This is a genomic window from Bradyrhizobium sp. 1200_D9_N1_1 (genome assembly GCF_052075915.1).
In the GTDB taxonomy this organism is placed as follows: domain Bacteria; phylum Pseudomonadota; class Alphaproteobacteria; order Rhizobiales; family Xanthobacteraceae; genus Bradyrhizobium; species Bradyrhizobium diazoefficiens.
The window spans coordinates 3,742,650-3,766,345 of record NZ_CP197226.1 but is presented as its reverse complement, the minus strand read 5'-3'; the positions used below and the strand labels follow the sequence as shown (position 1 = coordinate 3,766,345).

Sequence of the window (23,696 nt, the reverse complement as noted above, 5' to 3'; positions counted from 1 at the left end):
CGCCGCAAACTCGGTGCACCTCTCCCGCTTGCGGGGGAGGGAGCGCACCTCCTTCGCGGCAACGGCTCGTTTCACAACGCGCTAGCCAAAGTCCAGCACCATGCGGCCTTCGATCTTGCCGGCCTTCATCCGGTCGAAGACGTCGTTGATCTCAGCGAGCGGCACCTTTGTCACCTCGGCCTTGACCTTGCCGTCGGCGGCGAATGCGATGGCTTCGTCGAGATCGCGGCGGGTGCCGACGATGGAGCCGCGCACGGTGATGCGCTTGAGCACGACGTCGAAGATCGGCGTCGGGAATTCGCCCGGCGGCAGACCGACGAGGCTGACGGTGCCCTTCCGGCGCACCATCTTCAGCGCCTGGGCGAACGCGGCGGTCGAGACCGCCGTCACCAGCACGCCGTGCGCCCCTCCCCCGGTTACCGCCAACACCTTGTCCACGGCATCGGCCGCGAGCGCGTTGACGGCGAGGTCGGCGCCGGTCTCGCGCGCGAGCTCGAGCTTGTCGTCGGCGATATCGACGGCCGCGACCTTGAGGCCCATCGCCTTGGCATACTGGATCGCGACATGGCCGAGCCCGCCGACGCCCGAGATCACGACCCACTCGCCGGGCTTTGCCTCCGTCTCCTTCAAGCCCTTGTAGGTGGTGACGCCCGCGCACAGGATCGGCGCGATGCCCGCAAAATCGATCGTCGCCGGCAGTTTGGCGGCGAAGGCAGCCGAGGCGATGACATATTCGGCAAAGCCCCCGTTCACGCTGTAGCCGGTGTTGTGCTGGTGCTCGCACAGCGTCTCCCAGCCGGTCTCGCAATATTCACAGGACATGCAGGCATCGTGCAGCCAGGCGACGCCGACGGCATCGCCCACCTTCAGATTTTTCACGCCGGATCCGAGCGCGGCGACGATGCCGGCAACCTCATGGCCCGGGATGAAAGGCGGAACCGGCTTCACCGGCCAGTCGCCGGAGGCTGCGTGCAAATCGGTATGGCAGACGCCGCACGCCTTGACCTTGACCAGAACCTCGCCGGGTCCGGGCTGCGGCACCGGCACGTCCTCGATCACGAGCGGCTTGCCGAATTGTCTGACGATTGCGGCTTTCATGGTCGGCATCTGTCTGCTCCGTTTGAATGACGGAGGCAAACTAGCGGCACCGGGCGGCGCCCCCTTGATTGGAGTCAAACCGCACAAAGTTTACGCAAGGCTCGCGCGATCGTGACATCACGATGACGACGCGGCGCAACGTGCGGATCGCGTCAGCTATGGAACTTCAGCCCGTCGACGATCTTGTCGATCACCTTGCGCTCGGCGCGCATTGCGATCCCGACGAGATTGAGGTCCGCGCGTGCCACCGCCTTTACCGCTTCGCGATTGGCGGCATCATGCGTGGTCTTGAACATGTCCTCGGTGTAGACCGCCGACACCACGTTGCGGGTGAGCGCACGGTCGAGCGCGCGCGACAGTGCCGGACCTTCGGCGCCGTAGATCAGGATCGGCTGGCCGATCAGCGCGTGATATGTCGTGCCCGAGGCGTCCTCATAGGGTTCACGATGCATTCCGGAAAGGCGGCGGCGATGCCGCTGGTGAGGAAAGCCGCGACGTTGAGCTTCTGCCAGGCATGGAGATCGCTGCGGATCACCACGGCGATCTTGGTATCGAACTGCATACATGTCTCCACAAATCGTCATTCCGGGATGCGCCGTCAGGCGCAGACCCGGAATCTGGAGATTATCGCACGAGATTCCGGGTTCGTCGCTGCGCGACGCCCCGGAATGACGGAGGAGAATTCAACCCTTCGCGTCGCAGGCCCAGGCGCGGATCACGCATTCCTTGCCGCCGTATTTGTAGCATTCGCGCGTGGCGGCGTTGAGCGAGGCGGAGATCTTCGGCTTGACGGCATAGCCATAGGCACCGCAAGGATTGGACAGATCGACGGACATCGCCGCGCAGGCGCGCTTCATCGTCACCGTCGTGCAGTCGCCCTTGCACTGCTTCTGCGCCGCGGCGCGGGCCTCGTGCTCGGCGCCGTAATCGAAAGCCTGGCCATAGGCACCGCACTTGCCGACCGCAAACGCGCCGGCGGCGCGTGCATCCGTGATGTGGCGAGCGCCCGCGACACAAACAGACAACGCAAAGAAAAACATCGCGCAACGGCGCGCGACGACATTCGAAGCCATGGAAAAAACCCCTCCCCCCAAGGCAGGTGGAGTGAACTCTAAGCGCGGGACCGTTTCCAGATGGTGAACGAGTGGTTGAAAACCCGTGACGGACGCACGAGCGACCTCATACATCTTTTAGTTGTATTTGTGAAGCGCATCATTTAAAGTAGTTGACGCTCCAAGCAGAGAGCCGGAGGAAACAACCATGCGTCACTTCAACGGAATGCTCTTGGCGATGATTGCGTCGACGTCCCTGATCGGACCCCTGCCCGCATATGCGCAGTCGGTGAACTGGACCTGGACCAACCAGTATGGCTCGACCCTGGCCATCACCAGCTTCAACTCGAACACCGGCGCGATCACGGGCACCTACACCAACAACGCCGCAAACAGTTGCGACGAGGGCAAGCCGCAAGGTGTGACGGGTTGGCTGGCCTACGGCAACACCGGCACAGCGATCAGTTTCTCGGTGAACTTCCTCGGCTGCGGATCGACCACCGTCTGGACGGGGCAATTGAACAATGCGACGGGATTCCAGGGATTGTGGTATCTGTCCCTCGCCGAAGCCGTGGCGTGGAACGGCATCAGCGCGGGCGCCGACACGTTCACGTTCAGCAGCGGCGACAAGGCCCTCCTGACCAAGAGCGGCGTCGATCTGAAGGCCGGCAGCGAGAAGCTGTCGAACACCAAGAAGTAGGCGAGCGAAGCGAAACCGCTTCGTAGCGTGGGTTAGCGCAGCGTAACCCACCACGCTTCAACGAATGCGGGACCAAGTTGGTGGGGTACGCCCAGCGGACTGCGCTTGCGCGCAGCCGCAAGGCTAACCCACCCTACACACTATCCCCGTCTTGCCGCTTCCAGCGCCTGGGGCGTGTCGATGTCGAGGAACGCGCCCTCGCCGTCGACGGGCACTTCCGCAACCGCCTCGGTGTGCTTGGCGATCAGGTGGCGCGCGCCGACGTCGCCATCGAGCGTCATCAGCTCCCGGAAGAAGCGGCGCGACCACAGCACGGGGTTGCCGCGGCGGCCCTCGCTGACGGGCACGACGATGAGATTGCCGCGGTCCGGTGCGAAGCTGTCGATGAGACGGTCGATCAGGCCGGCATCGATCAGCGGCATGTCGCCGAGGCAAACCACGGCGCCGTCGCAAGCTTCGGGCACGGCCGCGATGCCGGCCTTGACCGAGCTCGCGATGCCGCCGGCGAAATCCGGATTGCGGACGAATTTCACCTTCAAGCCTTGCAGCGCCTGCTCGACCAGTTCGGTCTGATGGCCGGTGACGACGATCACCTCGGATGCCTTGGAGGCCAGCGCCTGCTCGGTCGCGATCCGCACCAGCTTCTTGCCGTCGAGCTCGGCGAGCAGCTTGTTCGGCCCACCCATGCGGGTCGAGCGCCCAGCCGCGAGCACGATGGCGGCGACCTGGCTGTTGCCCTCGATCTCGGGCCTCGCGCGCGGCTGCGGACGCGTGACGATCTCCATCAGGAGCCCGCCGACGCCCATGCCCATCAGCTCGGCGCGGGTCACCTTGATGCCGGCGAGCAGACGCATCAGCACCCAGTCAAACCCGTTCTCGACCGGCGAGCGCGCGCAGCCCGGCGCGCCCAGCACCGGCACGCCGTCGGCGCGGGCGATCAGCAGCAGATTGCCGGGATCGACCGGCATGCCGAAATGCTCGATCTCGCCGCCGATCCCGGTGACGGCCGCCGGGATCACGTCGCGGCGATCCGCGATCGCGGACGCCCCGAACACGATGACGAGCTCCGCGCCGAGCGCGAGCAATTCCTTGATCGCGGCCGACAGCGCGTGCTCGTCGTGCTGGACCCGTCGCTCCGCGATGATGCCGGCGCCGGCCGGCGCCAGCCGCTCGGCGGTGACGCGCAGCGTCTTGTCGATCACCTTGGAGGACAGGCCCGGCAGCAGCGTCGAGACCACGCCGACGCGCTTGATCACGTAGGGCGCGATCTTCAGGACGTCCCGGCCGGCCGCCTTCACCGCGGCGTCGCGCAAAGCGCCCTCGACGCCGAACGGGATGATCTTGACGGTGCCGACCATCTCCCCCTCGACCACCGGCTTGTAGGCGGTGAGCGTCGCAAAGGTGATGGCCTCGTCGATATTGTTGATGCGATCGACCGCGGCGCGGTCGATCACCAGCACGCCCGGGCATGCCGCGAACAGATTGGCGCGGCCGGTGAAGGCGCGCTCGACATGGATGCCCTCGCCGCCGACCGCGAGCGCGATGCTGGCGGCGGCGATATCCTCGGAGACGTCGCCCTCCTCCATCCGCACCACGACGACGTCCTTGATGCCGGCGCGCTCCAGCGCCTCGACCTCGGCGGGCCCGATCGTCGTGCCCTTCTTCAGCACCAGCGGTCCCTGGCGCAGGGTGTGGACGGTCACCCCGCCGATCGCATCCTTGGGGCTCGCCGGGCCGAATTTCATGCCGCTTCTTCTTTTTCTTTGGGTGGCAGCCGAAGCACCGCCGTGATCTCGGCCATGATCGACACCGCGATCTCCGACGGCGAGACGGCGCCGATCGCAAGGCCAATGGGCGCGTGGATGCGCGCGATGTCGCTGTCCTTGGCGCCCTGCGCCCGCAGCCGGTCGCCGCGCTTGGCATGGGTCTTCCGCGAGCCCAGCGCGCCGATATAGAAGCAGCCGCGCTCGAAGGCGTGCAGCAGCGCAGGATCGTCGATCTTGGGATCGTGCGTCACCGCGACGAAAGCCGTGTAGGCATCGACGTTGAGCGGCGGCAGCGCGGTGTCGGGCCATTCGGCCACCAGCGGAATGTCGGGGAAGCGCTCTGCGCTTGCAAAGGCCGTGCGCGGATCGACGACCGTGACGTCGTAACCGAGCGAGCGCGCCAGCGGCGCCAGCGCCTGACTGATATGGACCGCGCCGACGATGACGAGCTTTGCGGTCGGCGCGTAGACGTTGAGGAACAGCTTCTTGCCGCCGACCTCGACATTGGCGCTCTTGCCCATGCGAAGCTGTTTTTCGAGCTCGACGCGCAGCGGGTCTTTCGCAAAATCCTGCGCCTTGACCAGGCGCTGCTCGCCGCTCTCGGTGTCCGTCACCAGGATCGCCGGGCGGCGCGCGGCGCGCTCGGCATTGAGTTCGTGCAAAATCGCGAGCTTCACGGCTAGCCGACCTTCTCGACGAAGACACGGATGGTGCCGCCGCAGGACAGCCCGACATTCCAGGCGGTCTCGTCGGCGACGCCGAACTCCAGCATCTTGGGCTTGCCGCTCTCGATCACGTCCATGGCCTCGGTGACCACGGCGCCCTCGACGCAGCCGCCGGAGACCGAGCCTAAGAACGTGCCCTCGTCGTTGATGACGAGGCTCGAGCCCGCCGGGCGCGGCGCCGAGCCCCAGGTCTCGACGACTGTGGCGAGCGCGACGCCACGGCCGGCCTTCTGCCAGTCCTCCGCCGCCTTCAGAATGTCCTCGTCGCGATCGAGCATGGGGTAACCTCTCAAGCTGCGGAGCGGATCAGGCTGCGGTGATGCGGCGGCAGCGGCCGGGAGAGCGTCGTGATCAGCTCCTGGATCGAACTCAAATTATGTACCGGGCGGAATTCGTCAACGTGCGGAAGCATCATTTTGATGCCCTGCGCCTTGGCCTCGAAGCCGCCGAAGCGCAGCAGCGGGTTGAGCCAGATCAGCCGCCGGCAGGAGCGGTGCAGTCGGTCCATCTCGAAGGCGAGCCTGGAATCGGCCTCCCGCTCCAGCCCGTCGGAGATCAGGAGCACGATGGCGCCCTGGCTCAGGACCCGGCGCGCCCACAATTTGTTGAAGTTGTGCAGCGAGGCCGAGATCCGCGTGCCGCCGGCCCAATCCTCGACCGAGGCCGAGCAGCTCGCCAGCGCCTCGTCGGGATCGCGCTGGCGCAGCGCGCGGGTGACGTTGGTGAGGCGGGTGCCGAACAGGAACACCGAGACGCGCTTGCGCGCATCGCCGATGGCATGGAGGAAATGCAGGAACAGGCGGGTGTACTCGTTCATCGAACCCGAGATGTCGAGCAGCGCCACGATCGGCGCCGGTTTCTCGATCCGCCCCAGGCGATGAATGTCGATGATGTCGCCGCCGGTGCGCAATGACGCACGCAGCGTGCGGCGCAGATCGAGGCGCAGGCCACGGGAATCGGGCCGGTGCCGGCGCGTCAGGAGCTCGGCCTGCGGCAGCCGCATCCGCTCGACGGCGCGCAGGGCCTCGCTGATCTCCGCCGCGCTCATCTGGGCGAAATCCTTCTTCTGAAGGATTTCCTTGTCGGAGACCGACAGGCGCAGATCCTGCTCCTGGTGCTGCGGCGTCTCCGTCATGCGCGGCTGCGACATCGCTTCCTGCACGCGGCGCGCACCGGCCTGCGGCTTCTTCTTGGCCTGCTCCGGCAGCGGCACCGAATCCAGCATGTGCTTCCACTCCTCCGAGGCGCGGAAGAACAGGTTGAAGGCCTGCTTGAAGATCAGCGCATGCTCGTGGCGCTTGACGAAGATCGCCTCCAGCGTGGCAAAGACATCGGCGCGGTTGCCGATGTCGATCACCTGGAGCGCGCTCATGGCATCGATCACTGCGCCCGGCCCGACCGGCATGCCCGCAGAGCGCAACGCGCGGGCGAAGCCGACGATGTTGTCGGCGAACTGCTCGGTCTGCTCGGGCGCCAGGTGGTTGATGGCCATGGGTCGTATCCATCCCCTCGTCATTCCGGGGCGCGCCTCTTTGGCGCGAGCCCGGAATCCATTCATCCACGAACTCTGCGGCCCGATGGATTCCGGGTTCGCGCTACGCGCGCCCCGGAATGACGGGCGCAATTTGACGCGAGATCAATCCTCGCTCGTCGCTTCCTTCAGCACCTTCTGCAGGGTGTCGCCCTGCATGCGGGTGATGTCGTCCTGGTACTTGAGCAGCGCGCCCAGCGTGTCGCCGACCACCTGCGGGGTCAGCGAGCGGGCGTCGAGCTCGGACAGCGCGGTGGCCCAGTCGATGGTCTCGGCGACGCCCGGCGACTTGTAGAAGTCCTGGTTGCGCAGCGCCTGGACAAAGCGCACCACCTGCTGCGACAGCTTTGTGGAGATGCCGGGCACGCGCGTCTTGACGATCGCGAGCTCGCGCTCGGCGGCGGGATAGTCCACCCAGTGATAGAGGCAGCGCCGCTTCAGCGCGTCGTGGATCTCGCGGGTGCGGTTGGAGGTGATGATGACGATCGGCGGATACGGCGCCTTCACGGTGCCGAATTCGGGAATGGTCACCTGGAAGTCACTGAGGATTTCCAGGAGATAGGCTTCGAACGCCTCGTCGGCGCGGTCGAGCTCGTCGATCAGGAGCACCGGCGGACCCGCGACGTCAGGCTCCAGCGCCTGGAGCAGCGGCCGCTTGATCATGTAGCGGTCGGCGAAGATGTCGCTCGACAGTTGATCGCGATCGGTGTCGCCGGCGGCTTCCGCCATCCGGATCGCGATCATCTGCGCGGCGCTATTCCACTCGTACACGGCCGAGGAGACGTCGAGGCCTTCGTAGCACTGCAGGCGGATCAGCTTCCGCCCCAGCGCCGCCGACAGCACTTTTGCGATCTCGGTCTTGCCGACGCCGGCCTCGCCTTCGAGAAACAGCGGCCGGCCCATGCGCAGCGACAGATACGTCACCGTCGCCAGCGACCGCTCGGCGAGATAGCCGCGCGACGTCAGGAGTTCGAGCATCGCATCAACCGATGCCGGCAGGGCGGCTGAAGTCATGAAAGGCCAGTCTTGGTTACGCCCTCACCGGGGCAAGTCGTTGGGCCAGTTGGTGAGGCCCATCATTCCTTGGCATTGGCGGCGTCGACGGCCCGCCGCGTCAGCACCCCGATGAGGTGCGCGCGGTATTCGGCACTGCCGTGGATGTCGCTGTTGAGACCCTCGGCCGGCACCTCGATGCCATCAAGGGCTTTCGCCGAGAAGCGCTTCTTCAGGGCTTCCTCAAACGCGGTGACGCGGAACACGCCTTCGGAGCCGGCGCCGGTGACGGCAACGCGCACGTCCGACGGACGCCGCGCCACGAACACGCCGACCAGCGCGTAGCGCGAGGCCTGGTTGCGGAATTTGATGTAGGCGGCCTTCTTCGGCAGCGGGAACATCACCTTGGTGATGATCTCGTCGGCCTCGAGGGCCGTCGTGAACAGGCCCTGGAAATACTCCTCGGCCTTGAGGCGGCGCTTGTTGGTGACGATGGTCGCCCCGAGCGCAAGCACCGCGGCCGGATAGTCCGCGGTCGGATCGTTGTTGGCGAGCGAGCCGCCGATCGTGCCCTTGTGGCGCACGGCGGGATCGCCGATTCCGCCGGCAAGGCTCGCGAGCGCCGGGATCGCTTCGCCGACGACGGCGGAGGTCGCGACCTCGGCGTGCTTGGCGGTGGCGCCGATCACCAGCGAGCGGCCCTTCATCTCGATCGCGTTGAGCCCCTCGATGTGGGAGAGGTCGACCAGATGCGGAGGGCTCGCGAGGCGCTGCTTCATGACCGGAATCAGCGTGTGACCGCCGGCGATCACCTTGGCGTCTTCGTTCTTCACCAGGAGGTTGGCGGCCTGCCGAACGGTCCCGGGGCGATGATATTTGAATTCGTACATCTGAATGTCCTGATCGCGGGATGCGCGCGTGTCGATTTAGGCGAGGTCGGATTTCGCCATCGCCTTGGCGCCGGCGGAGATCGAGGCGACGATGTTCTGGTAGCCGGTGCAGCGGCAGAGATTGCCTTCCAGCTCCTCGCGGATGGTGTGGTCGTCGACCTCGTGCCCCTTGCGATGGACGATGTCGATCGCGGTCATGATCATGCCGGGCGTGCAGAAGCCGCACTGCAGGCCATGGTGCTCGCGGAAGGCTTCCTGCATCGGATGCAGCGGCGCGCCGTCGGCAGCCAGCCCCTCGATCGTCTTGACCTCGTGGCCGTCAGCCATCACGGCAAGCGTGGTGCAGGACTTCACGGCCTTGCCGTCGAGATGCACGACGCAGGCGCCGCACTGCGAGGTGTCGCAGCCGACATGGGTGCCGGTCAGCCGCAGATTCTCGCGCAGGAACTGCACCAGAAGCGTGCGGGGATCGACGTTGGCCGTCACAGGATTGCCGTTCACGATGAGGGAGATTTTCGCCATAAGCACTCTCTATCAGCGCCCCGACGGGTCCCGTCGAAGCGGTTCTTATAATTATTCCAACCCATCATATGGGCCATTATGCCCCGGGGCAACATCACCCCGGACGCAAGGCGCCATGCCGAAAGGCGATAGCCTTCAGCCCTGTACCGCCTTGGCGAAGTTCGCGAAAAACTCGTCGGCCAGCTTCTTGGCGGCGCCGTTGATGAGGCGTTGTCCGAGCTGCGCCAACTTGCCGCCGATCTGCGCCTCGACGTCGTAGGAGAGCAGCGTGCCGCCGTCCTTCTCCGCCAGCTTGACCACGGCGCCGCCCTTGGCAAAGCCCGCCACCCCGCCCTCGCCTTCGCCGGAGATCTTGTAGCCGTTCGGCGGATCGAGATCGGAGAGCGTCACCTTGCCCTTGAAGCGCGCCGACACCGGGCCGACCTTCATTTTCGCTGTGGCGCGAAAGCCGCCGTCGTCGGTCTTCTCCAGCTCCTCGCAGCCGGGGATGCAGGCCTTCAGCACCTCGGGATCGTTGAGCTTGGCCCACACAGCCTCGCGCGGCGCCGCAAGCTGGACTTCGCCGTTCATCGTCATGGCCATGGGGTGCCTCCCGGGATCGTGCAATTATAATGCTGTTCAAGTAACGCACGTAGGCCGCAAAGGAAAGGGCGGCCTCCGGCCACGTGCAATGCATATTCGCAACTGCAAAAAATCTTGCGCGGTCGGTTTTGGATTGGCACAGGCGGGCCATGATGGTTAGGTCCCGCGCAACATGAGCACAGCCCTCTCCCCCCTGCTTGCGCCGATGCTGTCGAGCGCCGCCATGCGCGCCGTCTGCGACGACCGGTCAACGCTCCAGAACATGCTCGATTTTGAGGCAGCCTTGGCGCGCGCCGAAGCCGCCACCGGCGTGATTCCCGCGGCCGCCGTGGGCCCGATCGAAGCCGCCTGCAAGGCGGATGCCTTTGACATCGCCGCGCTGGCCGAGGCCGCGACACGGTCCGGCAATCTCGCGATTCCCCTGGTCAAGGCGCTGACCGCCAACGTCGCGAAGGCCGATGCGGAGGCCGCACGCTACGTGCATTGGGGCGCGACCAGCCAGGACGTCATCGACACCGCGACCATGCTCACGCTGCGCGCCGCCATCGACGCGCTGGATGCCGACCTCAGCCGCGCCATCAAGGGTTTTGCCGCACTGGCGCGCAATCATCGCAACACCGCAATGGTGGCGCGGACCTGGCTCCAGCACGCGCTGCCGATGCCGTTCGGGCTCAAGGCCGCCGAATATGCCGCAAGTCTTGCCCGCGCCCGCTGCCGCCTCAGGCGGCTCTCCCGCGACGGCCTCGCGCTGCAATTCGGCGGCGCGGCCGGCACGCTCGCGGCCCTCGGCGACAAGGGGCTCGTCGTCGCGGAGCGACTGGCGCAAGAGCTCAACCTGCCGCTGCCGGAAGCACCCTGGCACACCCATCGCGACCGCATCGCGGAAGCCGCATCGGCCCTTGCGATTCTCGCCGGAAGCTGCGGCAAGATCGCGCGCGACGTCTCGCTGATGATGCAGACCGATGTCGCCGAGGCGTTCGAGCCGGCCGGCGAAGGCCGCGGCGGCTCCTCGACCATGCCGCACAAGCGCAACCCTGTCGCAGCCGCAAGCGCGCTGGGATGTGCCACCATGGCCCCGCAGCTCGCCGCGACGATTTTTGCCGCGCAGGTACAGGACCACGAGCGCAGCGCCGGCCCCTGGCATGCGGAATGGCCGACGCTGCCTCAACTGATGCTGGTCACTTCGGGCGCGCTCGCCGCCATCGTCGACATCGCCGAGGGCCTGGACGTCGATGCCGCGCGCATGCGCAGCAATCTCGATGCGACGCACGGGCTGATCATGGCCGAGGCGGTCACCTTTGCGCTGGCCGAGAGGATCGGCAAGAGCGATGCGCATCATCTCATCGAGGCCGCGAGCAAGCGCGCGGTCGCCGAGAAGAAGCATCTGCGCGAGGTTCTCGCGGCCGATTCGCAGGTCACAGCGCATCTTTCGCCGGAAAAAATTGCGGCATTGTTCGAGCCGATGGCCTATCAAGGGGCTTCCCAAGCCATGATCGACCGGCTGCTCGACAGCCTCGAGCGAGATTGATTGTTTGAGCATGATCCCTTCGGAAAACCGCTCCACACTTTTCCGGATCATGCTCCAGAACGGAGACGCCGCATGCCCATGATCGATGCCGACGGTTGCCTGATCAACGTCTCCGTCGAAGGCCGCGACGGCGGGCCGACCTTGATGCTGTCCAATTCGCTCGGCTGCACGCTTCAGATGTGGGAGCCGCAGATGAAGGCGCTGACGCAGGTGTTCCGCGTCATCCGCTATGACCGCCGCGGTCACGGCAAGTCGAACGTTCCCCCCGGCCCTTACACGATGGAGCGCTTCGGCCGCGACGTGCTGGCGATCCTCGACGATCTCAACATCGAGAAGGTGCATTGGTGCGGCCTGTCGATGGGCGGCATGGTGGGACAATGGCTGGGCGCGAATGCGCCGGAGCGCTTCGGCAAGCTCATCCTCGCCAACACCTCCTGCTACTATGCCGAGCCGACCAAATGGCTGGAACGCATCGATGCCGTGAAGAAGGGCGGCATCGCGGCGGTGGCCGATGCCGTGATCGCGGGCTGGCTCACCCAGGATTTCCGCGAGCGCGAGCCTGACATCACCGCCCGGATGAAAGCGATGCTGCTCGCCTCACCCGTGGAGGGCTATCTCGCCTGCTGCGAGGCGCTGTCGACGCTCGACCAGCGCGAGCTGCTGCCAAAGATCAAGAGCCCGACGCTGGTGATCGCCGGCCGCCACGACATGGCGACGCCGATCTCGGCGGGTGAACTGATCCGCTCGAAAATTCCCGGCGCCAACATGACCATCATCGACGCCGCCCATATTTCCAATGTCGAACAGCCGCACGCGTTCACCGATGCGGTGGTGGGGTTCCTGACGCAACGCTGATTGCGCCTGTCGTCATTCCGGAGCGATGCAAAGCATCGCCCCCGGAATCTCGATCGGCATTCACAACCTCGAGATTCCGGGTTCGCCTCTTCGAGGCGCCCCGGGATGACTGATCCGGAGAAACACCATGGACGACCAGAAGCGCCGCGATGCCGGCATGAACGTGCGCCGCAAGGTGCTGGGCAATGCCTGGGTCGACAAATCAGTCGCCAATCGCAATGCCTTCAACACCGATTTCCAGGATCTGATCACGCGCTACGCCTGGGGCGAGATCTGGACGCGGCCGCATTTCGACGAGCGCACACGGCGGGTGCTGGTCATCGGCACCATGGTCGCGCTCGGACAATGGGACGAATTCCGCCTGCATGTGCGCGCGGCGCTCGCCGAGGGCGGCTTCACGCCCGACGACATCAAGGAAATCCTGCTCCAGCAGGCGATCTATTGCGGCGTGCCGGCGGCGAACCACGCCGTCAAGGAGGCCTCAGCGATTGTGCAGGAGCTCGGCCTGCTCAAGACCTAGCGGCGCGGCGGCCTCGGCGCTCTTGGGTGCCGCCACAGGGCGCTCGATCACCATCACGATCGCAGCCCCCAGCAGCAGCAAGAGCTCGGTCGCGTGCAGCCGGAGCGCGTCCATCTCGCCGACCTTCGAGGCCATGACCATGCTCGCAAACGAGATCACGCTGCCGATCGCCAGCGCAATGCCGAGCGCCTCGTCACTACCGCCATTCCTGCGGACGCGGGGAATGCACAGCAGCGCGAGGTAGATCGCGAAGAACGCCACCACGGTCAGCCGTCCCAGCGCCAGCAGCCAGGCCGCGCGTACCGTGTCCATCCCCGCCATCTGGAGATGGTCGCTGAGGAACAGCGCGACAGCAACGCTCGGCCGCTCGTAGAGGCCGTGCACCGGCGCCACCATGATGTTGAAGGCGACGAGCGTCCAGGCGGGGATGAAATAGGCCGCCAGCAGCGCGCCGTTGACCGAGTCGATCCGCCAATTCCTGAACATGCCGCTTCCCGCTTCGCCTGCCACGCGCCTTCAATGGGAAGGCTTTGCCGGGAGCTAACTCGCATCAGTCCGTGGCGGCAATTTAAACCCTTTGTTTACCTTAACAGGGCACCCGCACACGTCGTCATTCCGGGATGGTGCGTCAGCACCAGACCCGGAATCTCGAGATTCCGGGCTCGGCTCTTCGAGCCGCCCCGGAATGACGCCAAGCAACGAAAAAAGGCCCCACCTTGCAGCGGGGCCCTTCTTCACTCCTGCTCACTCACTGGGCTCCCAAACTAGTTGTCCTGACCGCGCTGGCCACCATGCTGCTGGCCGGGCTTGTCACCCTGGCGCATCGGATCCTGCTGCTGCTGTCCGGGTTTCTGCCCACCGCCCTGCTGCTGCCCTGGCTGCTGACCTGGGCGCTGCTGGCCGGGGTTCTGAGTCTGCTGACCCGGATTCTGGTTCTGCTGCTTCGTCATCGGGGGGAACTCCCTTGTTGGACGTCAGAGGGAAGCTAACAACCGCCCTCGGATTTGGTTGCCACGCGGAACCCGGTTCCTCGCAGCTGCGGAACCGGGAGACGACATCCGGAACCAAATGAGTTCTGTACAAGCCGTTATGCCTAGGCCTGCCCAGTTGCGGCCGCCAGTTCCCTCCTGTTACAAAACGAGAAGAATGCTCAAGGGCTGCCGGGGCCCAAGAACTCTCTCGAAGAGCTCCCTTTGAGCCCGCGTCAAGTTTGGGTAACGGCAGCCTATGGATTATTTCGCCCAGCAGCTCATCAACGGCCTCGTGCTCGGCTCCATCTACGGCCTGATCGCGATCGGCTACACGATGGTCTACGGCATCGTCGGCATGATCAACTTCGCCCATGGCGACGTCTTCATGATCGGCGGCTTCATCGCCCTGATCACCTTCCTGATCCTGATCTCGCTCGGCGTGACCGCGATCCCGGTGATCCTGCTCGTCGTGCTGCTGGTCGCGATGGCGATCACGGCGCTCTATGGCTGGACCATCGAGCGCATCGCCTACCGGCCGCTGCGGCATTCCTTCCGTCTCGCCCCGATGCTGTCGGCGATCGGCATGTCGTTCGTGCTGACCAACTATTCGCAGGTGGCGCAAGGCGCCCGCGTCAAGCCGATCCCGCCCTTCATCACCGGCGGCTACACGCTGCATGAGAGCGCGGACGGCTTCGTCATCCAGCTCTCCAACATCCAGATCATGGTGGTCATCACAACCATCGTGCTGCTGGCGATCTTCACCTGGCTGGTGTCGCACACGCGGCTCGGGCGCGATATGCGCGCCTGCGAGCAGGACCAGACCATGGCGGCCCTGCTGGGCGTCGACGTCGACCGCACCATCTCCATGACCTTCGTGATCGGCGCCGCGCTCGCCGCGGTCGCGGGTTTCATGTACCTGCTCTATTACGGCCTGGTCGATTTCTTCATGGGCTTCGTCGCCGGCATCAAGGCCTTCACGGCAGCCGTGCTCGGCGGAATCGGCTCGCTGCCGGGCGCCATGCTCGGCGGCCTTGCGATCGGCCTGATCGAGACGTTCTGGTCGGCCTATTTCTCGGTCGAATACAAGGACGTCGCGGCATTCTCGATCCTGATCGTCGTGCTGATCTTCATGCCGACCGGCCTGCTCGGCCGTCCCGAAGTCGAAAAAGTCTGACGGACCGCCGCGTGACAGCCATTCCGCACGAGACCAAGCACGCAAGCCGCACCGCCGGCATCACCTATATCCTGAAGAAATCCCTGCTCAGTGCACTGGTCGCGCTGGTGCTGTTCTCACTGATGGTCGGCGTCCGGACCGAGGCCGGTTCCGACGGCCAGCTCACTTATTGGACGCGCTTCGGCGAGGTCGCAGCGCTTGTCGCCGCCGTGTTCGGCGGCTCGATCGTGATCGAGCTGCTCCGGCAATGGCTCGGCCCGACCGGCGCCGAGAAGCTGGTGCCGCCCGCAGTGCATCGCGGGATGTCGTTCGTCGGCCGCTACCTCGCGCCCGCGCTTTTGATCTTCACGCTGCTGGTGCCCGTCATCTTCTATAACCAGCGCTACATCCTCGACCTCGCGATCCTCGTGCTCACCTATGTCATGCTGGGCTGGGGATTGAACGTCGTGGTCGGCCTCGCCGGCCTGCTCGATCTCGGCTACGTCGCCTTCTATGCGGTCGGCGCCTATTCCTACGGCCTGCTCGCCACCAATTTCGGCTGGTCGTTCTGGATCTGCCTGCCGCTCGCCGGCATCCTCGCCGCGTTCTGGGGCGTGCTGCTCGGCTTTCCCGTGCTGCGGCTGCGCGGCGACTATCTCGCCATCGTGACGCTGGCCTTCGGCGAGATCATCCGCCTCGTCATCATCAACTGGCAGAGCCTGACCGGAGGCCCCAACGGCGTCTCCGGCATTCCCCGCCCCACCTTCTTCGGCATCCCGCTCGACAACAGCGACGACGGGCTCGCCGCCAAGCTCGGCATCGAGTACTCAGCGACCCACCGCATCGTCTTCCTATTCTATTTGATCCTGGCGCTCGCGCTGCTCACCAACTGGGTGACGATCCGTCTGCGCCGCCTGCCGATCGGCCGCGCCTGGGAGGCCTTGCGCGAGGACGAGGTCGCCTGCCGCGCGCTCGGCATCAACACCACGACCACCAAGCTTACCGCGTTCGCGACCGGCGCGATGTTCGGCGGCTTTGCCGGTGCGTTCTTCGCCACCCGCCAGGGCTTCATCAGCCCGGAATCCTTCACCTTCCAGGAATCGGCATTGGTGCTGGCCATCGTCGTGCTTGGCGGCATGGGCTCGCAACTCGGCGTGGCGCTCGCCGCGCTGGCCATGATCGGGGGCTTCGAGCTGTTCCGCAGCCTCGAGACCTACCGCATGCTGGTGTTCGGCATGGCCATGGTGCTGATCATGATCTGGCGGCCGCGCGGCCTGGTCGGCCATCGCGCGCCGACCGTGTATCTGACCAAGGCGCAGGCGATCTCCTCCGACCTCGTCAAGGAAGGGCACGGATGAGCGGCGACAAGATTCTCAACGTCGACCGGCTGACCATGCGCTTCGGCGGCATCGTTGCCGTGCAGGACCTGTCGCTCTCGGCCGAGCGCAAGAAGATCACCGCGCTGATCGGGCCGAACGGCGCCGGCAAGACCACGGTCTTCAACTGCATCACCGGCTTCTACAAGCCGAGCGGCGGCACCATTCGCCTCACCCATGACGATGGCCGGACGATCGCCCTGGAGCGGCTGAACGATTTCCGCATCGCCAAGCTGGCCAAGGTGGCGCGCACCTTCCAGAACATCCGCCTGTTTCCCGGCATGACCGCGCTGGAAAACCTGATGGTGGCGCAGCACAACGCCTTGATGCGGGCCTCCGGCCTCACCTTTCTCGGCCTGATCGGTGCGCCCGGCTATCGCGATGCCGAGAAGCGCGCGATCGATCTGGCCACCGACTGGCTCAGGCGGGTCAACCTGCTCGACCGCGCCGACGATGCCGCCGGCAATTTCGCCTATGGCGACCAGCGCCGGCTCGAGATCGCGCGCGCGATGTGCACCGAGCCCGCGCTTCTGTGCCTGGACGAGCCCGCCGCCGGCCTCAACGCGCGCGAGAGCGCCGCCTTGAGCGAGCTCCTGCTCTCGATCCGCAACGAGCTCGGCACCTCGATCCTGCTGATCGAGCACGACATGTCGGTGGTGATGGAAATCTCCGACCATATCGTGGTGATGGACCACGGCGTGAAGATCGCCGAAGGTTCGCCGCGCGCGGTCCGCGACGACCCCAAGGTGATCGCCGCCTATCTCGGCGCCGACGAGGAAGAAGCCGTGGCCGTGATGGAGAGCGGGTCGTGACTTCACCCACTCCCCTGCTCGCGATCCGCAGCCTTCGCGCCGCCTACGGCAAGATCGAGGCGCTGAAGGGCGTCGACGTCGAGATCAATGCCGGCGAGATCGTGGCGCTGATCGGCGCCAACGGCGCCGGCAAGTCGACGCTGATGATGACCATCTTCGGCAAGCCGCGGGCCCGTGCCGGCCAGATCCTGTACGAAGGCCGCGACATCACCGACGTGCCCACCCACGAGATCGCGCATTTGCGCATCGCGCAATCGCCGGAGGGACGGCGCATCTTCCCGCGCATGAGCGTGGCGGAAAACCTCCAGATGGGTGCCGATGCCACCGGATGCACCGATTCCGAGCGCGACGCGACGCTGGAACGCGTCTTCAATCTGTTTCCACGGCTGAAGGAACGCTACGCCCAGCGCGGCGGAACCCTGTCCGGCGGCGAGCAGCAGATGCTGGCGATCGGCCGCGCCTTGATGAGTCGTCCCCGCCTGCTCCTGCTCGACGAGCCCTCGCTCGGGCTCGCGCCGCTGATCGCGCGCCAGATTTTCGATGCGATCCGCACCCTGAACCGGCAGGACGGCCTGACCGTCCTGATCGTCGAGCAGAACGCCAACCATGCGCTCAAGCTCGCCCATCGCGGCTATGTCATGGTCAATGGCCTGATCACGCTGGCCGGGACCGGCGCCGAGTTGTTGCAGCGCCCCGAGATTCGCGCCGCCTATCTGGAAGGCGGCCGGCACGGCTGAGGCGGGCCATGTGCGGCCGAATGTGGCGAGATATCTCCGCCAATGCCCGTATTTTGCCGGTGACTTCTCCTCGAATTCATTCAAGAATGGCGCCGGTTTGGACCGGGCATGCCCGGCAACTTCCACAGGCGACCACCCGCGAGGTATCTCATGAAATCACTGAAGCTCATCGGTCTGGCATTCGGCGCGTCGATCGCGCTGTCGAGCGCGGCATTCGCGCAGGATGTCACCATCGCAGTCGCAGGCCCGATGACAGGCACAGAGTCCGCCTTCGGCCGCCAGATGAAGAACGGCGCCGAGATGGCCGTGGCTGATATCAACACCGCCGGCGGCATCAACGGCAAGAAGCTCTCGCTCAACGTCGAGGACGATGCCTGCGATCCCAAGCAGGCGCGCTCGATTGCGGAAAAGATCGCCGGCGCCAAGATCCCCTTCGTCGCCGGACACTACTGCTCGTCGTCGTCGATCCCGGCCTCGGAGGCCTATGCAGACGGCAACGTCCTCCAGATCACCCCAGCCTCGACCAACCCGCTCTTCACCGAGCGCAAGCTGTGGAACGTGGCGCGCGTCTGCGGCCGCGACGATCAGCAGGGCCTGATCGCGGCGCAGTACATCGCCAAGAACTACAAGGGCAAGAACATTGCGATCCTCAACGACAAGACCACCTACGGCAAGGGTCTTGCGGACGAGACCAAGAAGGCGCTCAACAAGGCCGGCATCACCGAGAAGATGTACGAGTCCTACAACAAGGGCGACAAGGACTTCAACGCGATCGTCTCGCGCCTGAAGCGCGACAACATCGATCTCGTCTATGTCGGCGGCTACCATCAGGAGAGCGGCCTGATCCTGCGCCAGATGCGCGACCAGGGTCTCAAGACAGTGCTGATGGCCGGCGACGCGCTCGCCGACAAGGAGTACGCCTCCATCACCGGCCCGGCCGGCGAAGGCACGCTGTTCACCTTCGGCCCCGATCCGCGCAACAAGCCGACCGCCAAGAAGATCGTCGATGCCTTCAAGGCCAAGAACATCGACCCCGAAGGCTACACGCTCTACACCTATGCGGCGATGCAGGTCTGGTCGCAGGCGGCCAAGAAGGCCGGCACCACCGACGCCAAGAAGGTGATGGAGGCGATGAAGGCCGGCAAGTGGGACACCGTGATCGGCCCGATCGAGTATGACGCCAAGGGCGACATCAAGCAGATCGACTACGTCGTCTACAAATGGGATGCCAAGGGCGGCTACGCCGAGATCAAAGGCAACGGCACCTAACGCGCTTGCCGGGCCCCAAGGCCGTTATCCAAGCATCATCACGCCCCGGCTTGCCCGGGGCGTTCTTCTTGGGCAAGCGTCCTGGACAAGGGTCAGACAGCTGCGGGCAGTTCGCCGCCCGCCGCGGCCTGGGCCTTCCGCAGCGCTTGCAGGAGATCGTTCGGCCGAAACGGCTTTTGCAGGCAGACCACGTTGGCAAGGTGAGGCGATTGTTCCATGAAATCCAGCGCCGTCATCCCGGACACCGCAATGATGGGGAGGCCCGGCGCACGCTCCCGCAGGCTCGCGATGACGTCGACGCCGCTGGTGTCGCCAAGGAAGATATCGACGATCGCCGCGTCAAACGGGCTTTCCGCGAAGGCTTTCAGCCCGGCCGCACCGCTTTCGGCCTCCGCGACCTCGAAGCGATGGACCCGAAGCACGATCGCGACCATCGCACGGACGTCCTTCTGGTCGTCGATGATGAGAACACGGGGCATAGGGAAGAACTCCCGGATATCGATCAAAATCGATGATTCAAACCTGGAACCCACTCCGGCGGGATGGCATTATGGCACCGTCCAGTAAAGCGCATCTTACCCGACCCCTATTCCGTGGTCCCACCAGAATTAAGTAATCTGTAACCTTCGGTTGAGTCGCGGTCGCAACAGTTCAAGATGTGCGCCCGTAACCCGCTACCATAGCGCCGGCCTGCGGGGATCCGAATGACGTCGATGAAAATGGCGAAGACCGGTCTGCGAGAGGTGGACGTGCCCGCGACGATCGACCGAAGCACATTCCTTTCGACCCTGCCGGCCACCTCGACCGACCGCACCGCCGCATTGGCGATCGTCGGCATATCAGCAATCCTGTTCGCATTGGCCGTCCCTTTCGCGGGTACCCCGCTCGTGCCCGTCCCGGCCTTTGTCGCGAGCTATCAATCGGCCCTCGCCGTAAGCGACATCGTCACCGCGGTGCTGCTGCTGTCGCAGTTTTCGGTCTTGCGGACCCGCGCGCTGCTGTGGCTCGCGAGCGGCTATCTGTTCACCGCCGCCGCGGCGCTGGTTCATGCCCTCACCTTCCCCGGACTGTTCACCCCGACCGGACTTTTCGGCGCGGGCGGGCAAACCACGGTCTGGCTCTACATGATCTGGCACGGCGGCTTCCCGGTGTTCGTGCTGGGCTATGCCTGGCTGAAGGAGGCCGACGGCGGCGCCAGGATCCGCGGCACGACAATCAGGGCGATCTGCGCCATCGTGTTCGGCGTCGCCGCCGCCATGGCCGTCTTCGCCTGGATCGTCACCGCCTGGCACGATCTGCTCCCGGTCCTGCTGCGCGACGGCCACTACATGCCGGCCATGATCGGCGTCGTATCCTTCGTATGGTCGCTCAGCTTTGCCGCCCTCGTCTCGCTCTGGTTCCGCAGGCCGCATTCGGTGATCGACGTCTGGCTCATGGTCGTGATGTGCGCCTGGCTGTTCGATATCGCACTCTCGGCGATCGTGAACGTCGCGCGCTTCGATCTCGGCTTCTACGTCGGCCGCCTCTACGGCCTCTGCGCGGCGACCTTCGTGCTCGCGGTGCTCCTGGTCGAGAATGTCCGCCTCCAGGCGCAGACCGCGAGCATGGTCGGCGCGCTGAAGCGCCGATCGGACGCCGAGCGCGACTATCACGCCGAGCGCGAGCGGCTGTTCACCGCCGTCGTCGAATCCTCCAACGACGCCATCATCACCAAGTCGCTCGACGGCACCATCACGACCTGGAACAGCGCGGCCGAGCGCGTCTTCGGCTACTCCGCCGACGAGGCGGTCGGCCGTTCCATCGACATCATCATGCCGGACGATCAGCGTGACGATGTCGCCGAGAATCTGGCCCGCACCCGCAACGGCGAGGTCATCGACCAGCAGGAGACCGTACGGCTGCACAAGAGCGGTCAACCCATCGACGTGGTGCTGAGCCAGGTCCCGCTGCGATCGACCGAGGGCAAGATCATCGGCGCGTCCAAGGTGGCCCGCGACGTCACCGAGCGGAAGCGAGCGGAGATGGCGCTCAATCGGGAGATCGAGGAGCGCCAGCGCATTTTCGAGACCTCGCAGGACCTGATCCTGGTCACCGATGGTTTCGGCAATTTCATCCAGGTCAGCCCCAGTGTGAAGGACATCCTCGGCTTCAGCCCGGACGACATGGTCGGGCACAGTGCGATCGAGTTCATCCACCCTGATGACCTCGAGAAGACGCGCAGCGAGATGCGCGCGGCCCGGCGCGGCGCGGTCAAGCGCAGCTTCGAGGCGCGCTACTATCACTACGATGGTCACGAGGTCACGCTGAACTGGATGGGCACCTGGTCCGAGCCGGTGCGGCGCCATTTCTTCATCGGCCGCGACCTCACCGAGAAGCAGGCCGCCGAAGCTCAGCTCCGGCAGGTCCAGAAGATGGATTCGATCGGCCAGTTGACCGGCGGCGTCGCCCACGACTTCAACAACGTGCTGACCGTCATCACCGGCACGATCGGTATTCTTGCGGATGCGGTCGCCGATCGTCCCGAACTCGCCGCCATCACCAAGCTGATCGACGACGCCGCCGAGCGCGGCGCGCAGCTGACCAAGCACCTGCTCGCCTTCGCCCGCAAGCAGCCGCTCCAGCCGCGCGAGATCGACGTCAATGCGCTGACGCTCGAGGCCGCCAAGCTGCTGCATCCGACGCTGGGCGAGCAGATCACCATCATGCCCCAGCTCACCGAGGATGCCTGGCCGACACTGGTCGATCCCGGCCAGCTCTCCACCGCGATCCTCAACCTCGCGCTGAACGCGCGCGATGCCATGCCCGACGGCGGCACCCTGGTGCTCGAGACCCGCAACGTCTTCCTCGACGACGGCTATGCCAGCATGAATCCCGACATCGTTGCCGGCAATTACGTGATGATCGCGGTCAGCGACACCGGCACTGGAATTCCGGCCGATCTGATCGAGCGGGTGTTCGATCCGTTTTTCACGACCAAGGAGGTCGGCAAGGGCACCGGCCTCGGGCTCAGCATGGTGTTCGGCTTCGTCAAGCAGTCCGGCGGCCACATCAAGATCTACAGCGAGGAAGGCCACGGCACGAGCGTGAAGATCTACCTGCCGCGCTCCACCGGCGTGCAGGAGACCGAGTTCGAGGCGCTTCAGAACGCGCCCGTCGCCGGCGGCAGCGAGAAGATCCTGATCGTCGAGGACGACGCTCTGGTACGGCAATATGTCGTGACCCAGATCAAGAGCCTCGGCTACGCCGCGCTCGAAGCCGCCAACGCGGCCGACGCCCTCACCATCATCGACGCCGACAAGGACATCGACCTGCTCTTCACCGACGTCATCATGCCGGGCGCCATGAACGGCCGCCAGCTCGCCGATGAAGCGGCCCGCCGCCGCCCCGATCTGAAGACGCTGTTCACCTCGGGCTACACCGAGAACGCCATCGTCCATCACGGCCGGCTCGACTCCGGCGTGCTGCTGCTGGCCAAGCCCTACCGCAAGTCCGAGCTGGCCAAGATGCTCAGAACGGCGCTCGCCAGTTGAGCCTGCGGCATCTCTGCGCTATCGCAGAAGCGAACTCCTCATCAGCGCGCGAGGCCACCTTGAAAAATCTGCTGACCGACATCGCCGGCGTCCGCGTCGGCCATGCCGAGGATGCCAAAGTCGCCTCCGGCACGACCGCGATCATTTTCGATTCCCCCGCGGTCGCGGCGATCGACGTCCGCGGTGGCGGCCCCGGCACGCGCGAGGACGCACTGCTCGATCTCGCCAATACCGTCGAACGCGTCGACGCGATCGCGCTGTCGGGCGGCTCCGCCTTCGGCCTCGATACCGGCGGCGGCGTGCAGGCCTGGCTCGCCGAGCAGGGCCGCGGCCACCGGGTTCGCGAAGCGCTGATCCCGATCGTGCCGGGCGCGATCCTGTTCGATCTCCTCAACGGCGGCGACAAGGCATGGGGACGCTTCTCGCCCTATCGCGACCTCGGCTACGCCGCGGCAGCAGCCGCCGGCACGGACTTTGCAATCGGCAGCGTCGGCGCGGGCTTAGGTGCCACCACCGCGACGTTCAAGGGCGGGCTCGGCTCAGCCTCGGCGGTGACGCCTGATGGCGTCAAGGTCGCGGCGATCGTCGCCGTCAATGCAGTGGGCAGCGTCACCGTCGGCAACGGGCCGTGGTTCTGGGCGGCGCCGTTCGAGGTGGACGGCGAATACGGCGGACGCGGCCTGCCTGACAAGTTCACCGACGACATGCTGCGCATGCGCATCAAGGGCGGTCCCGCCGCGAGCGCGCGCGAAAATACCACGATCGGGGCCGTCGTCACCGACGCGGTGCTGACCAAGCCCCAGGCCAAGCGGCTGGCGATGATCGCCCACACCGGCTTCGCCCGCGCCATCTATCCGGTGCATGCACCGACCGACGGCGACGTGCTGTACGCGGCTGCGACCTGCGAGAAGCCGATCGAGCCGCTGGTCGGCCTCACCGAGCTCGGCACCGTCGCCGCCAACGTGGTCGCGCGCGCAATCGCACGCGGCGTGTATTGCGCAACCGCGCTGCCGTTCGGCGGCGCGCAGCCGGCATGGCGGGACCGGTTTGGTGGGTAGTTGAACGCCCGTCACATCAGGTGTCATA

General features: G+C 65.6%; 24 protein-coding genes and 1 pseudogene. 11 read left to right on the top strand and 14 right to left on the bottom strand.

From position 1 onward, the window contains the following. Positions 1-81 precede the first annotated feature (81 nt). From adhP to AB5K84_RS17960, 3 genes and pseudogenes are all read right to left on the bottom strand, one after another. The gene (gene adhP / locus AB5K84_RS17970) at positions 82-1,107 is read right to left on the bottom strand and encodes an alcohol dehydrogenase AdhP (RefSeq protein WP_011088401.1); all 1,026 of its coding nucleotides are present in this window, start codon (positions 1,105-1,107) and stop codon (positions 82-84) included. A 143-nt stretch (positions 1,108-1,250) separates the two neighbouring features. Continuing rightward, positions 1,251-1,660, bottom strand: a pseudogene (locus AB5K84_RS17965) (DUF2000 family protein). 121 nt (positions 1,661-1,781) lie between these two features. Continuing rightward, positions 1,782-2,171 carry a DUF4189 domain-containing protein gene (locus AB5K84_RS17960; protein ID WP_011088403.1) on the bottom strand — a complete coding sequence of 130 codons (390 nt, stop codon included), beginning with the start codon at positions 2,169-2,171 and terminating at the stop codon, positions 1,782-1,784. Positions 2,172-2,358: 187 nt separating this feature from the next. On the opposite strand from AB5K84_RS17960, the gene AB5K84_RS17955 reads away from it, so the two are divergent. After that, the gene (locus AB5K84_RS17955; RefSeq protein WP_011088404.1) at positions 2,359-2,850 is read left to right on the top strand and encodes an avidin/streptavidin family protein; all 492 of its coding nucleotides are present in this window, start codon (positions 2,359-2,361) and stop codon (positions 2,848-2,850) included. A 140-nt stretch (positions 2,851-2,990) separates the two neighbouring features. Here AB5K84_RS17955 and AB5K84_RS17950 read toward each other — a convergent pair whose 3' ends face one another. The 8 genes from AB5K84_RS17950 to AB5K84_RS17915 all read right to left on the bottom strand — a co-directional run bounded on the left by AB5K84_RS17950 (position 2,991) and on the right by AB5K84_RS17915 (position 9,859). After that, positions 2,991-4,595, bottom strand: coding sequence for an NTP transferase domain-containing protein (locus AB5K84_RS17950; protein ID WP_060908112.1), 1,605 nt, complete (start codon positions 4,593-4,595; stop codon positions 2,991-2,993). Next, on the bottom strand, positions 4,592-5,293 hold the full coding sequence (locus AB5K84_RS17945) for an XdhC family protein (protein ID WP_028173410.1): 702 nt from the start codon (positions 5,291-5,293) through the stop codon (positions 4,592-4,594). Before AB5K84_RS17945 ends, AB5K84_RS17950 begins: the two co-directional genes overlap by 4 nt. 2 nt (positions 5,294-5,295) lie before the next feature. After that, positions 5,296-5,619 carry an XdhC family protein gene (locus AB5K84_RS17940; RefSeq protein WP_008564652.1) on the bottom strand — a complete coding sequence of 108 codons (324 nt, stop codon included), beginning with the start codon at positions 5,617-5,619 and terminating at the stop codon, positions 5,296-5,298. An 11-nt stretch (positions 5,620-5,630) separates the two neighbouring features. Continuing rightward, positions 5,631-6,833 carry a vWA domain-containing protein gene (locus AB5K84_RS17935; protein ID WP_162603621.1) on the bottom strand — a complete coding sequence of 401 codons (1,203 nt, stop codon included), beginning with the start codon at positions 6,831-6,833 and terminating at the stop codon, positions 5,631-5,633. Positions 6,834-6,977: 144 nt separating this feature from the next. Further along, positions 6,978-7,886 carry an AAA family ATPase gene (locus tag AB5K84_RS17930; RefSeq protein ID WP_011088409.1) on the bottom strand — a complete coding sequence of 303 codons (909 nt, stop codon included), beginning with the start codon at positions 7,884-7,886 and terminating at the stop codon, positions 6,978-6,980. 62 nt (positions 7,887-7,948) lie between these two features. Further along, entirely contained in the window at positions 7,949-8,755 is an 807-nt protein-coding gene (locus AB5K84_RS17925; RefSeq protein ID WP_028173408.1) for an FAD binding domain-containing protein, read from the bottom strand. A gap of 36 nt (positions 8,756-8,791) precedes the next feature. Further along, entirely contained in the window at positions 8,792-9,277 is a 486-nt protein-coding gene (locus AB5K84_RS17920) for a (2Fe-2S)-binding protein (protein WP_027560187.1), read from the bottom strand. 135 nt (positions 9,278-9,412) lie between these two features. Beyond that, entirely contained in the window at positions 9,413-9,859 is a 447-nt protein-coding gene (locus AB5K84_RS17915; protein WP_011088412.1) for an SRPBCC family protein, read from the bottom strand. A gap of 172 nt (positions 9,860-10,031) precedes the next feature. Between AB5K84_RS17915 and AB5K84_RS17910 the strand changes: the two genes are divergently transcribed. From AB5K84_RS17910 to AB5K84_RS17900, 3 genes are all read left to right on the top strand, one after another. Further along, positions 10,032-11,387, top strand: a complete 1,356-nt coding sequence (locus AB5K84_RS17910) for a 3-carboxy-cis,cis-muconate cycloisomerase (protein WP_110116509.1) — start codon at positions 10,032-10,034, stop codon at positions 11,385-11,387. Between the two features lie 72 nt (positions 11,388-11,459). After that, positions 11,460-12,242, top strand: a complete 783-nt coding sequence (gene pcaD / locus AB5K84_RS17905; protein WP_028173405.1) for a 3-oxoadipate enol-lactonase — start codon at positions 11,460-11,462, stop codon at positions 12,240-12,242. A 127-nt stretch (positions 12,243-12,369) separates the two neighbouring features. Beyond that, a complete protein-coding gene (locus AB5K84_RS17900; RefSeq protein ID WP_011088415.1) occupies positions 12,370-12,762 on the top strand; it encodes a carboxymuconolactone decarboxylase family protein in 393 nt (130 codons plus the stop codon). Here AB5K84_RS17900 and AB5K84_RS17895 read toward each other — a convergent pair. Then, a complete protein-coding gene (locus AB5K84_RS17895) occupies positions 12,724-13,248 on the bottom strand; it encodes a hypothetical protein (RefSeq protein WP_038967596.1) in 525 nt (174 codons plus the stop codon). The two genes, AB5K84_RS17900 and AB5K84_RS17895, sit on opposite strands and share 39 nt — an antisense overlap. A gap of 278 nt (positions 13,249-13,526) precedes the next feature. Then, positions 13,527-13,712, bottom strand: a complete 186-nt coding sequence (locus tag AB5K84_RS17890; RefSeq protein WP_028173403.1) for a hypothetical protein — start codon at positions 13,710-13,712, stop codon at positions 13,527-13,529. 277 nt (positions 13,713-13,989) lie between these two features. Between AB5K84_RS17890 and AB5K84_RS17885 the strand changes: the two genes are divergently transcribed. The 5 genes from AB5K84_RS17885 (at position 13,990) to AB5K84_RS17865 (ending at position 19,080) form a co-directional block, all read left to right on the top strand. Next, positions 13,990-14,907 carry an ABC transporter permease subunit gene (locus AB5K84_RS17885; RefSeq protein ID WP_060908119.1) on the top strand — a complete coding sequence of 306 codons (918 nt, stop codon included), beginning with the start codon at positions 13,990-13,992 and terminating at the stop codon, positions 14,905-14,907. 59 nt (positions 14,908-14,966) lie between these two features. Then, positions 14,967-16,244, top strand: a complete 1,278-nt coding sequence (gene livM, locus AB5K84_RS17880) for a high-affinity branched-chain amino acid ABC transporter permease LivM (protein WP_370141135.1) — start codon at positions 14,967-14,969, stop codon at positions 16,242-16,244. Beyond that, entirely contained in the window at positions 16,241-17,074 is an 834-nt protein-coding gene (locus AB5K84_RS17875; RefSeq protein ID WP_011088419.1) for an ABC transporter ATP-binding protein, read from the top strand. The genes livM and AB5K84_RS17875 overlap by 4 nt, the downstream gene beginning before the upstream one ends. After that, entirely contained in the window at positions 17,071-17,811 is a 741-nt protein-coding gene (locus AB5K84_RS17870; protein WP_011088420.1) for an ABC transporter ATP-binding protein, read from the top strand. Before AB5K84_RS17875 ends, AB5K84_RS17870 begins: the two co-directional genes overlap by 4 nt. A gap of 150 nt (positions 17,812-17,961) precedes the next feature. After that, positions 17,962-19,080, top strand: a complete 1,119-nt coding sequence (locus tag AB5K84_RS17865) for a branched-chain amino acid ABC transporter substrate-binding protein (protein WP_060908122.1) — start codon at positions 17,962-17,964, stop codon at positions 19,078-19,080. Positions 19,081-19,172: 92 nt separating this feature from the next. On the opposite strand, the gene AB5K84_RS17860 is transcribed toward AB5K84_RS17865, so the two are convergent. Then, a complete protein-coding gene (locus AB5K84_RS17860) occupies positions 19,173-19,559 on the bottom strand; it encodes a response regulator (RefSeq protein WP_038967598.1) in 387 nt (128 codons plus the stop codon). A 225-nt stretch (positions 19,560-19,784) separates the two neighbouring features. On the opposite strand from AB5K84_RS17860, the gene AB5K84_RS17855 reads away from it, so the two are divergent. Together AB5K84_RS17855 and AB5K84_RS17850 are read left to right on the top strand one after the other, a co-directional pair. Continuing rightward, the gene (locus AB5K84_RS17855) at positions 19,785-22,610 is read left to right on the top strand and encodes a PAS domain S-box protein (RefSeq protein ID WP_110116510.1); all 2,826 of its coding nucleotides are present in this window, start codon (positions 19,785-19,787) and stop codon (positions 22,608-22,610) included. 59 nt (positions 22,611-22,669) lie between these two features. Then, positions 22,670-23,668 carry a P1 family peptidase gene (locus AB5K84_RS17850; protein WP_011088424.1) on the top strand — a complete coding sequence of 333 codons (999 nt, stop codon included), beginning with the start codon at positions 22,670-22,672 and terminating at the stop codon, positions 23,666-23,668. Positions 23,669-23,696 lie beyond the last annotated feature (28 nt).